Below are 11,873 nucleotides of genomic sequence, written 5' to 3'. Positions count from 1 at the left end.
ATAAATACTTGCGGATTTCTTCAATCAGGGAAGCATATTCTGCATCTGACAGGAATTTTTCACCCGGATTCATGGCAAAAACACCACCCCATTCATAGCCATCTGTGTATTTTGGTACAAGATGGAAGTGAAGATGATGTCCGGTGTCACCGTAGGCACCATAGTTGATCTTCTGAGGATGGAATGCCTTGTGAAGAGCCTCTGCTACATGGTTGATATCTTCCATGTAAGCAGCGCGTTCTTCGGCAGTCAACTCTACAATCTCACTGACGTGTTTCTTATGGGCAACGATCACACGTCCTTTATGGCTTTGTTCTTTAAATAAATAAACTTTGGAGGATGGAAGTTCACAGATTTTAATGCCAAACTGGGCAACTAAGTCACCTTCCATACAATAAGCACAATTCTGATCTGTCATAATCTGTCTCCTGTCTTATTTCTGGTTGAAATGTACAGCGAAACCGGCGATTTCATCTTTTAAATAAGCAACTGTGATATTTCCTTTTGCATCATATTTGAAAGAAGACTCATCAAATACAAAACCACGTTTCTCTAAGTGGTACATTGCACGTGCAAGATAGTTTGTCTGGATTGCGATATGACCACAGGTTCCACGTCCTGGATTTTTCATCATTTCGATAAGAGAACCAACAAACATAGAGCTGTTTCCAACTTTTACATCCTGTCCAAGTAATGTAGCGAATTTTGCAGAATCAGAAGCAGCAGCTTCCTCAGATGCATTGTTTACACCAACGTGAAGAAGTTTGAAACCTAACATGGTAGAAACTGCTTCTTTTGTGAGTGCTGTGATACCAGCCCAGTCTTTTGCAGCAACAAGGTCTTTGCTTACCATCCAGGAACCGCCACATGCGATGATTTTGTTGAAATCAAGGTAATTTGTAAGGTTCTTCGCATTGATTCCGCCGGTTGGCATGAATTTCATATTTACATAAGGAGCTGCCATGGATTTGATCATGTTTAATCCGCCGGCTGCCTCTGCAGGGAAGAATTTTACAACATCAAGACCAAGTTCAATAGCAACTTCAACGTCACTTGGGTTAGAGCATCCAGGAGTAACCGGAATTCCTTTTTCTACACAGTATTTCACTACTTTTGGATTTAAGCCAGGACTTACAATGAATTTTGCTCCGGCGTTTACAGCGCGGTCAACCTGCTCTGTAGTAAGAACGGTTCCGGCACCTACTAACATTTCTGGGAACTGCTCAGCCATAATACGGATAGATTCCTCAGCGGCAGCAGTACGGAATGTAACCTCTGCACAAGGAAGTCCTCCGTCACATAATGCTTTTGCTAAAGGAGCAGCGTCCTCTACGTGATCCAGGGCGATAACAGGTACAATACCAATTTTGGAAATCTCTTCTAATACTTTGTTCATGATGATTCTCCTTATCATTCTTATTTTCTCATCCATGTTCTGGATGATTGTGTTCTAATATAAAGTTCCATTATACGAAACAATGTTCCATAAAACGGTACGATTTTATTATAACATCAGAAAAACGGATGTCAATAGTTCCAACTCAATTCCCTTGACATTTCTAATAGTAGCTGTTAATATGAGAAAAAAGAAAGTTCCACAATATGAAACGAGAATCTGAAATATGAAACATATAGGTAAATCCAGAGTTTTTTTGGTTTTACAGAATTATATTGTGAACAGGAAGAAAGGGACACCTACGATGGCAGAAGAAAAAGAAACAAAAAATCCGGTGCAGTCTGCAGAACGAATTTTCCAGGTGCTTGAGATGTTAGCAGAGCATGGCGAGATGGGGTTAATGGAGATCAGCACAGAACTCGGACTTCACAAAAGTACGGTCCACCGCTTATTAATGTCCTTGATCTATATGGGGTATGCAAAACAGGACGAGACAACGCAGAAATACATGCTTTCTTACAAAATCGTGAGCATGGCGGGAAAAATCTTAGAGCGTACCGACATTTTACAGATCGCAAAACCTTATATGGAGCGCCTGTCCGATATCAGTGGGGAGGCAGTGCATCTTGTACAGCGGGAAGGCAACAACATTTTGTACATATATAAAATAGAAGCAAAAGTTGGTACAATCCGCATGGTATCACACGTCGGCATGGTGCATCCAATGTATTGTTCCGGTGTGGGCAAGGCAATCATGGCAACGCTTCCGGAGAAAGAAGTAAAACAGATCTGGAACGAGAGCATTATCGAGAAGAAAACGGATAAGACGATCACTGACATTGACGAGATGATGCAGGTGTTAGAGGAAGTCCGTAAGAACGGTTATGCGTTAGACGACGAGGAGAACGAGGAGGGCGTGCGATGTATCGCTGCCTGCCTGCATGGTTACAGCAAGGAAGTGAAATATGCATTCAGCATTTCCGGACCGGTCAGCCGTATGACGAGAGAGCGCGTGGAAGAACTTGCCGTGGATGTGAAAAAAGTACAGGAAGAATTATCAAGAGAACTGGGGTATTATCCACAAAATTAAATTTTTTTACAGAATATGTATAAGAAAAAAATCGATGGTCATACTATTTTTGAAGAACAGAGCAAATATACTCTGTAAAAGAAAAGGAGAAATGACTATGAGAAAGTGGAAATTACTTTTGGCTGGAATGATGCTTATGTTATCGTTGAGTGCTGTCGCAGGCTGCGGAAATAACAATGCAAACGATAAAAATAATGGCACAAACGGTACAAACACAAGCACGGAAAACCGTCTGAATAACAATGCGGACACTACCACAGGAAATGACAAAAATAATATTGACACCACAGAGGATAAGGACAACAACCGTGTGGATGATAACGGCAACGTGATCGAGGATGTAGTGGACGGTGTTGGCGATGCCGGCAAAGATGTGATCGATGGTGTGGAAAATGGTGTGAATGATCTCACAAACGATGCAACCGGCGGAGATGCAGAGAATACCAACGGAACCGGTGGGAATGCCGGAAATGGAACTGCAAATCCGTAAATGATAGAGAAATACAAAAAAAGAAACGGCTTATCGTTTCTTTTTTGTGCCTGTTTATTCAGATACATTTCATGGTCTGCTTTGTCAAGCAGATTGCGGAGCGTACAATCTTTGTAATTCATGGAGTAGCTGTAACCATAGGCGTAACTGATCGCATCCGGCATATTGCTGGAATGATACTGTTTGATCGTAGCATGTAGTTTTTCCAATAGCTCGTCTGCCTGCCCGGAGGTGGTGTCATACAAAATAGCGATAAATTCGTCACCGCCGTATCTGCCGACAAAATCTTTTTCAGGAACTACCTTTCTTAAAATGTGGGCAAAATTGGCGATCATCGAATCCCCGGCAGCGTGTCCAAGGGTATCGTTCACTTCTTTTAAATTATTTAAGTCGAACATAACAAAACACAGCGGCTCAGTGATAAAACCGGAAGAGTTCAAAAGGTCTTCACAGCGGCTTTTGTTTGGAAGTCCGGTGTGCACATCCAGGTAGGCTTTCTTGGATAAAATATGATTTTCCCTGACGGCCTTAATGTGCTGGATCTGCTGCTGGACGATCAAAAAGATTAACAATAGTATATCAAGCGCAGAAATAATCTCGGTCAGCCGGATACGCGCGGCAATCTTTTCCGAGTACTGTTCGGCAGCAGTCACCGTCTCGTCGGCATATTCAAAATAAGTTTCACTCATTGAGACAACATTGGTGTTTTCATAGCCCTTTTCACGAACAGTATAAATCTCTTCTTTCAGTAGTTCCCAATATTTAATCTGATTGTCCAGACACTGCTGGTAAGCAGGATCTTTCAGGCTTACCAGATTATAATTTCCATCTTCATATTTTAAACCGGACAAAATTTTATCCAGATACTCGATCTGCATGTCATCTGCAGTTCCGGTAATCTCAAGCTTGACTTCACGCTGCGTGGCTCCGCGCACAAGACCGGCATAGTTTACCACGTGGGCAGTTCCATGTAGATTCTGGATCTGCACCATCATAAAAATGACAAGGAAAATCAAAACGAAGATCAGAATTTGCTGCAGCAGTGAGGCAGCATGCTGTTCTGCCTGTTTCATTCGTCTGCTAAAAGAGGTTTCTTTTGTATACATGAGTCACCTTTCCGAAAGTTTTTTTGTGTGTAGCTGTATTCTAACCCATAAAATCAGGAAGGTCAAATATTAGTATGTTTTTCAAAGAAAATATCTTAAATAAAAATGAAATCTTGCCAAATTAGTTGTGATTCATTTTTATTTGAATTATAATAAACCCATCGCATTTTTTGAGGCGACGAAAACAGAAAGTAATTTCAGGGATATTAAGGAGATTTCGATGTCAGATAATGATTTCAGAGAGGTAATCGACGGAGAAGAGAACAAAGAGCCGGCAGCCTCTGACAATAATTTACATACAACGGAAGCAGAGAGTGCGGAAGTGGTGAACACCACGGCAGATGCACAGGAGAGTGATGAGAAGAAGGATGATGAGTACGAGGAGATCTGCTACATCTGTCACAGACCGGAGCATATAGCCGGAAAAATGATCAGGATCCCAAACAGCATTTCCATCTGCCATGACTGTATGCAGAGAACTTTCGACAGCATGAATGGTACCGGATTCCCAATTGGCGATATGATGAACATGGGAAGTTTTAATAATATGAATCTGGATAAGATGCCGAATATCAGCATGATCAATCTTTCCGATCTGCAAAATATGATGGGCGGTATGCCAAACAGCCAGAAGATCAAGAAAAAGAAACCAAAAGAGGAGAGAAAGCCGGAGATCGATATTCATGCGATCCCGGCTCCACATAAGATCAAAGCGTCGCTGGATGAGTATGTGGTTGGACAGGAACATGCAAAAAAAGTCATGTCTGTAGCAGTTTACAATCATTACAAGAGAATTGCCTCCGATGTGCAGGACGGTGTGGAAATCGAAAAATCCAACATGCTCATGATCGGACCGACCGGATGTGGTAAGACTTATCTGGTCAAGACACTGGCAAGATTATTAGATGTGCCGCTTGCCATCACGGACGCAACTTCCCTGACAGAAGCCGGTTATATCGGTGACGATATCGAGAGTGTAGTCAGCAAACTGTTAGCGGCTGCTGACAATGATGTGGAGCGCGCAGAGCACGGCATCATCTTTATCGATGAGATCGATAAGATCGCAAAGAAGCGCAACACAAACCAGCGCGATGTCAGCGGAGAATCTGTCCAGCAGGGAATGTTAAAGCTGTTAGAGGGTGCGGAAGTGGAAGTGCCGGTAGGGGCAAGCAGTAAAAATGCGATGGTTCCGATGACGATGGTCAACACGAAGAACATTCTTTTTATATGCGGAGGAGCGTTCCCGGATCTGGAAGATATCATTAAGGAGCGTCTGAACAAGGAAGCTTCCATTGGATTTAAGGCAGACCTGAAGGACAAATATGACAATGACGAGAACCTGCTTGCAAAAGTGACGACAGAAGATGTGCGCAAATTTGGTATGATCCCGGAATTTTTAGGACGTCTGCCAGTCATGTTCACATTGGAGGCGCTGACGGAAGATATGCTCGTGCGTATTTTAAAAGAGCCGAAGAATGCAATCATCAGGCAGTATGAGAAGCTGCTTGCCATGGATGAGGTAAAGCTTGTATTTGACGAGGATGCGCTTCATTCTATCGCAAAGGAAGCAAAAGAGAAAAAGGTAGGAGCGCGTGCTCTCCGCTCTATTATCGAAGATTTTATGTTAGATATCATGTATGAGATCCCGAAGGATGACAATATCGGCATGGTAACGATCACAAAAGATTATGTAGAGAAAAAGGGCGGTCCGCTCATTACGATGCGCGGCTGTGCAACGATCGAAGAAAAGCCTGCAATTTAAAGGAATAAAGGACAAAACTCCGGCATTTATTGTAAAGATAGGTGTGCGGAGTTTTTTATGTCTGACTGTGAAGAAAAGATTTATTCCAATGATTATGTGGATTTTATCATATCGAAAGATGTTTTGGATGTGATTGACCTTTCAAGTGATTGTATCCAGCGGATCGATGAGGAAAAAGATACTTATTTTTATCCGAGGAGTTTTTTCCGGATATTTGATTTTCCGGCAGATTCCTATGCTTCTGTTCCAAAGTGCTATGGACTTCTGGATGAGACGGCGCTTGAGGTTTCGGGGATATTAAAATTACAGCAGCAGCCGGCACTCGCACTGAAAGGGCAGGGCGTGATGATCGGATTTATCGATACCGGGATCGATTACCGAAATCCGGTATTTCAGTATTCTGATGGGACAACAAGGATTTACCGCATCTGGGATCAGACGATTCGGGATGGAACAAAGCCGGAGGGGATCGCATATGGTTCCGAGTATAAGACAGAGCAGATCAATGCCGCACTCCGGACAGAAAATCCGCTGGAAACCGTTCCGTCCATGGATACCAATGGACATGGAACCTTTGTGGCCGGGGTGGCATGTGGAAGCGAGGATGTGGAAGATAATTTTATCGGGGCGGCGCCGTTTTCCGAGATCGCAGTCGTAAAACTGAAAGAGGCAAAAACTTATCTGCGGGAATTTTATTTTATCCCGGATTCTGTTCCGGCGTATCAGGAGAATGATATCATGATGGCAGTCAGCTATCTGGACCGGCTGGCAAAGGAGCGGGATATGCCGCTTGTGATCTGCATTGCACTAGGAAGCAACATGGGAAACCGTGGCAAGGACGGACAACTGGCAACTTATCTGGATATTGTATCCAGAAGGCGGAAAAGATGCAGTGTGGCAGCAGTAGGAAACGAGGCGAATGCAAGACATCATTTTCTTGGAAAAATACAGCCGGACATGGAGTACGAATCGGTGGAAGTCTCGGTGGAGGAAAATATGCCGGGTTTTTTCATTGAGATGTGGGCAAATGCGCCGGAGCTTTATGCGGTATCGGTCAGCTCGCCCACCGGGGAAGTGCTGCCAAAAGTACCTTATCGGAGCGGTGGAAGACAGGAGTTTGTCTTTATTTTCGAGCAGACAAGAGTCAGCATCGACTACCGGCTGACGGGCAGGCGGCAGGGAAACCAGCTTATTTATTTACGTTTTTCAAACGCAGCGCAGGGGATCTGGACGATCAACGTGTATCCGCAGAGCATTGTGACAGGGGATTACAATATGTGGCTTCCCATGCGGAATTTTACGAGTGGAAATGTTTTTTTCCTGCGGTCAAATCCGAATCATACGATCACCGTGCCGGGTAACGCAGGGCAGGTCATAAGCACGGGCGGCTACAATGTGGCAAATGGCGGTCTGTATCTGGACTCGGGCAGGGGATTTACACTTTCCGGTGAGGTAAAGCCGGATTTCTGTGCCCCGGCGGTGAATGTGTACGGACCGGGACTGCGGAACCGCTTTGTGACCATGACCGGGACGAGTGCGGCGGCAGCGATCACAGCCGGGGCATGTGCGCAGATCATGGAATGGGGACTGGTAAAAAGAAATCAGATTTTCATGTCCTCTGCGGATATCAAAAATATGCTGATCCGCGGCGCAGACCGGGCGGATGACAGGAGTTATCCGAATCCGTCGTGGGGGTATGGAACGCTGGATGTGTATGGAGCATTTGAGGATCTGCGGAGGTAGCGGACATTGGCTTTTCATTTTCCCTTCTGTGAAGTATAATAATATGTGGAAAAAACATTTTGCAGGCTTCCTGTGACAGTAAAATGGATCACAAGAGGTATGGAAATATTATAATTACGCAGGAGAAAAGAAAATTTTATGATAAAGATCGCGTTTTGTGATGATGATATGGAAGTGCTTCATCAGATGAACGAATTATTAGACCGCTACCGGGTAGAACGGAATGAGGATATTACCTATGCAGCATTCCAGAGTCCGTTTGAACTGCTGACGGAGATTGAGAAGGGCATAAGACCGGATATATTATTTCTCGATGTCGTGATGCCGGGGCAGAATGGCATGGATGTGGCAAAAGAGATCCGGCAGTATGACACGAATATGAAAATTATTTTTCTGACCTCATCCCCGGAGTTTGCGGTGGAATCTTATTCGGTTGGAGCTTATTTTTACCAGTTGAAACCGATCTGGGAGGAAAGCTTTTTCCGGCTGATGGATGCGGTGCTGGCGGAGTGTGAGAAGAAAAAGAAGAACAGCCTGATCCTGCGCAGTAAAGACGGTATTACGAGGATCGATCTGCAGCAGCTGGAATACTGCGAGGTGCTGGGACGAAAACTTTTATTTCATCTGGGAAACGGAGCAGTTCTGGAAAGCGCAGGGAGTCTGGATGATCTGGCAGGACAGCTGATGCAGTACAGCAATTTTTTCCGTCCCCACCGATCCTTCCTTGTGAATATGGAGTATATCCAGAATATTTCCAGCCGTTCCATCAAAATGGTAAATGATGCGGAAATCCCAATTCCGCATGGAAAATGTTCGGAAATCAAAAATACATATATGGAATATGCGTTTAACGGAGAGCAGGCTGTCTTATGACGGTCTGTTTTTTCTTTGATAGAATAAACTACATGAATAGTAAGAAAAGACATGGTCGATTCAATACATTTTACGGTCGATTCATGACAGTGCGTCCATTTTTTTGGGAAAATCGTGTATGGTAGATTCAGACAAAGGAGAAAGCCAAAATAAGCACACAAAAGAAGGGAGGATTAAGAAGAAAAAATGTTAAGTATGGAAATCTTGGTCATTATTGGTTTGATCCTGCTTTTACTTGTTCTCTGGATCATCTCCGTGCAGCGGAAGTTTGCGGTGATGGACGGAAATATCCAAAATGCCATGAATCAGATCGGAGTGCAGATTTCCTCACGTTTTGATGCACTATTTGCAGTGCTTGATCTTATGAAAGGATATGCAGCAGATGACATACAGCCGCTGATGGAGCGTGCAGCAGCCAGACGAAGTGTGATCACTGCTCGCTCCGCACCTGAGGAGGTATCAGAGCAGGAGCAGGTGATAGAGGAAACCGTAAAAAGCATCCGTCTGGCAGCAGAACGCAATCCACTGCTCTGCGCAGACAAAAACTATACCAAATGTATGGATGCGGTGGAATGTTATGGGCGCATGGTATATACCAGCCGTTTGATCTACAACGATTCAGTGACAAAGTTAAACAGTGCGCTTGGTATGTTTCCTACAAATGTAATTGCAGGTATTCTTGGCTTTCATAAAAGAGAATATCTGTCACAGAAAGGGGATTAATATGGGATTATTCAGTAATAATAAAAAATTATGTCCGGTCTGCGGGAATCCGACACCGCGGCTGCTTGCAACGAAAATACAGGACACACCGATCTGTAAGGAATGCGATAAAAAAATCTATCTGCCAAAAGGCAGGACAGATCGGATGACCATCGATGATTTTAAGCAGTACATCCAGTTTTACGAAGATAATCAGGCATTGAGAGATCAGTTCGAGGAAAACTATTCGTTTAATTTTGGACTGTTTGGTGGAGATCTGGTATTAGATATTTTTCATGGACTTTTCCGTGTGAACTGTGACAAAGATTCACTCGCATTTCAGGCGGACAATTTAAAGTCTTTCCGTATTTTAGAGGACAGCCGGGTTTTATTTGAGGGAAATCATCAGGAATTAAAGCATTACGACAGTAAAGTTCCGGAAAAAGTAAAGCAGCTGGAGCCGCAGATCGCACAGTTTCAGATGCAGATGAGGGAATATGAAATGTTTGAGCGGTTGGAGCGGATGCATGAGGAAAATAACAAAGATGATAACCATTATCATGAGTATCATCCAAGACCATCTTTTGACGTGGCTTCTCCGGCAGATACCTTCCATGTGGAGCTGACGTTTGACCATCCTTACTGGGATAATATCATGTGGGATTGGACAGGAGTTTCCTTTGACAGTGACAGTCCAAGTGTCGAGGCGTTTTTAAGCTGCTATGAGGATAAAACAGAGAGTCTGCACACGCTGGCGCTCAATCTGGCACACCTGATGAATCCGAATGTCAAAGAGATGACAGCGGGAGAGAAAAAACAGGCTGCAAAGCAGGAGACCGGATCTTTGGAAGAGCAGAAGCAGTCTTCTGAGAGCGATACGATCGAACAGCTGCAGAAGTACAAAGGTCTTTTGGATGCAGGAGTCATCACAGAAGAAGAGTTTGCAGCGAAGAAAAAGCAGTTATTGGGAATTTAATGATAAGGCTGATCCGGAAAGGGTCAGCCTTATTTATGAAATCTGCAAAAATAATTTTCAAATGGTACGTTAAAATTTGTGATGGAAATTGAAAATTTCGAGTATATTTTGTGCCGGTTTTATTGTATAATGTTCTTTATGTTTGTAAATAAAAAAGTGAATGAAAAATAAGGGGATATCAGGGATGAGAATAGGATTTGACAATGACAGGTACTTAAAAATTCAGTCGGAGCACATCAAAGAGCGGATCAACCAATTTGGGGACAAGCTTTATCTGGAATTTGGCGGAAAATTATTTGACGATTATCACGCATCCAGAGTCTTGCCGGGATTTGCACCGGACAGTAAACTGCAAATGCTCATGCAGCTTGCGGATGTGGCAGAGATCGTGATCGTGATCAGTGCGGCAGATATTGAGAAGAACAAAGTCCGCGGGGATCTTGGAATTACTTATGATGTGGATGTTGTCCGGCTGATCGGAGAGTTTGAGAAAAAGGGTCTGTATGTGGGAAGCGTTGTCATCACGCAGTTTGCAGGACAGAGCGGTGCCGTACAGTTCCGTGAAAAACTGGAAAAAAGAGGCATTAAAGTATATCAGCATTATAAGATCGAGGGCTATCCGGCAAACATTCCGCTGATCGTCAGTGAGAACGGATTCGGCAAGAATGACTATATCGAGACGACCAGACCATTAGTCGTCATCACCGCGCCGGGACCTGGAAGTGGAAAAATGGCAACCTGCCTTTCCCAGCTTTATCATGAGAATATCCGTGGAACAAAAGCCGGCTATGCAAAATTTGAGACATTCCCAATCTGGAATCTTCCATTAAAACATCCGGTAAACTTAGCTTATGAGGCGGCTACCGCAGACTTGAATGACGTGAACATGATCGACCCGTTCCATCTGGAAGCTTATGGAAAAACGACGGTCAACTACAACCGTGACATTGAGATCTTCCCGGTTTTGAACGCTATTTTTGAAGGGATTTACGGAGAAAATACTTATTATAAATCACCGACTGATATGGGTGTCAACATGGCAGGAAACTGTATCATCGATGACGAGGCATGCTGTGAAGCCTCCAAAATGGAGATCATAAGACGTTATTACACAGCGGTAAACAAACTGGTCAAAGAGGAAGCGACGGAAAATGAAGTTTACAAGATTGAACTTCTGATGAAACAGGCCAAGATCACAACGGACGACAGACATGTCACAGTCGCTGCAAAAAAACGTGCAGAGGAACTTGGCGTTCCAACTGCAGCGATCGAACTTTCCGATGGCTGTATCATTACGTCCAAGACATCAGATTTTCTCGGTGCTTCTGCAGCATTGCTCCTGAATGCGTTAAAATATCTGGCTGGCATTGAGCATGATGAGAAACTCATCCGCCCGGAAGCGATCGAACCGATCCAGGATCTGAAAGTCCGTTTCCTCGGTGGAAAGAATCCAAGACTTCATACCGATGAGGTATTGATCGCCCTTTCGCTCGCTGCGGTGACCAATGAAAACGCAAAGAAAGCATTAGAGCAGCTTCCGGCACTTCGCGGATGCCAGGTGCACACTTCCGTAATGCTCTCTGAAGTGGATATTAAAATTTTTAAGAAGCTGGGTGTGGATCTGACAAGTGAACCGGTGCGCAGTGGATTAAAATTGTATTAGAAATTTGTTTGTCAAAAAATACATGAAATAATTTGTGAATAATGTATAAAAACCCTTTTATAAAATAAGGTG

General features: G+C 43.8%; 10 protein-coding genes. 7 read left to right on the top strand and 3 right to left on the bottom strand.

All coding sequences use genetic code 11. The features are described 5' to 3' along the window. Both ROSEINA2194_RS01545 and ROSEINA2194_RS01540 read right to left on the bottom strand, forming a co-directional pair. A partial coding sequence (locus ROSEINA2194_RS01545) for an HIT family protein (RefSeq protein ID WP_021922566.1) occupies window positions 1-418 on the bottom strand: 418 nt, incomplete at its 3' end. Window positions 419-433: 15 nt separating this feature from the next. After that, the gene (locus ROSEINA2194_RS01540; protein ID WP_044926866.1) at window positions 434-1,396 is read right to left on the bottom strand and encodes a bifunctional 4-hydroxy-2-oxoglutarate aldolase/2-dehydro-3-deoxy-phosphogluconate aldolase; all 963 of its coding nucleotides are present in this window, start codon (window positions 1,394-1,396) and stop codon (window positions 434-436) included. A 304-nt stretch (window positions 1,397-1,700) separates the two neighbouring features. Here ROSEINA2194_RS01540 and ROSEINA2194_RS01535 point away from each other — a divergent pair, with 304 nt between their 5' ends. Further along, window positions 1,701-2,486: an IclR family transcriptional regulator gene (locus tag ROSEINA2194_RS01535; protein WP_044926873.1), complete on the top strand. Its 786-nt coding sequence runs from the start codon at window positions 1,701-1,703 to the stop codon at window positions 2,484-2,486. A 6-nt stretch (window positions 2,487-2,492) separates the two neighbouring features. Here the strand turns inward: ROSEINA2194_RS01535 and ROSEINA2194_RS01530 are convergent, their stop codons facing one another. Further along, window positions 2,493-4,082: a GGDEF domain-containing protein gene (locus ROSEINA2194_RS01530; protein ID WP_330370229.1), complete on the bottom strand. Its 1,590-nt coding sequence runs from the start codon at window positions 4,080-4,082 to the stop codon at window positions 2,493-2,495. 220 nt (window positions 4,083-4,302) lie between these two features. Between ROSEINA2194_RS01530 and clpX the strand changes: the two genes are divergently transcribed. From clpX to ROSEINA2194_RS01500, 6 genes are all read left to right on the top strand, one after another. Beyond that, a complete protein-coding gene (gene clpX / locus ROSEINA2194_RS01525) occupies window positions 4,303-5,844 on the top strand; it encodes an ATP-dependent Clp protease ATP-binding subunit ClpX (RefSeq protein WP_044926864.1) in 1,542 nt (513 codons plus the stop codon). Between the two features lie 57 nt (window positions 5,845-5,901). Further along, window positions 5,902-7,587, top strand: a complete 1,686-nt coding sequence (locus tag ROSEINA2194_RS01520) for a S8 family peptidase (RefSeq protein ID WP_007882528.1) — start codon at window positions 5,902-5,904, stop codon at window positions 7,585-7,587. Between the two features lie 138 nt (window positions 7,588-7,725). Next, window positions 7,726-8,460: a LytR/AlgR family response regulator transcription factor gene (locus ROSEINA2194_RS01515; RefSeq protein WP_007882527.1), complete on the top strand. Its 735-nt coding sequence runs from the start codon at window positions 7,726-7,728 to the stop codon at window positions 8,458-8,460. A 186-nt stretch (window positions 8,461-8,646) separates the two neighbouring features. Then, window positions 8,647-9,183 (top strand): LemA family protein, encoded by a 537-nt coding sequence (locus tag ROSEINA2194_RS01510; protein ID WP_007882526.1) that lies wholly within the window; start codon window positions 8,647-8,649, stop codon window positions 9,181-9,183. A 1-nt stretch (window position 9,184) separates the two neighbouring features. Beyond that, window positions 9,185-10,138 (top strand): SHOCT domain-containing protein, encoded by a 954-nt coding sequence (locus tag ROSEINA2194_RS21440; RefSeq protein ID WP_007882525.1) that lies wholly within the window; start codon window positions 9,185-9,187, stop codon window positions 10,136-10,138. 184 nt (window positions 10,139-10,322) lie between these two features. Further along, a complete protein-coding gene (locus ROSEINA2194_RS01500; RefSeq protein WP_044926862.1) occupies window positions 10,323-11,801 on the top strand; it encodes a DUF1846 domain-containing protein in 1,479 nt (492 codons plus the stop codon). Window positions 11,802-11,873 lie beyond the last annotated feature (72 nt).

The sequence above is a fragment of the Roseburia inulinivorans DSM 16841 genome, assembly GCF_000174195.1.
Taxonomy (GTDB): domain Bacteria; phylum Bacillota; class Clostridia; order Lachnospirales; family Lachnospiraceae; genus Roseburia; species Roseburia inulinivorans.
This window is presented reverse-complemented; position numbering and strand designations above follow the sequence as displayed.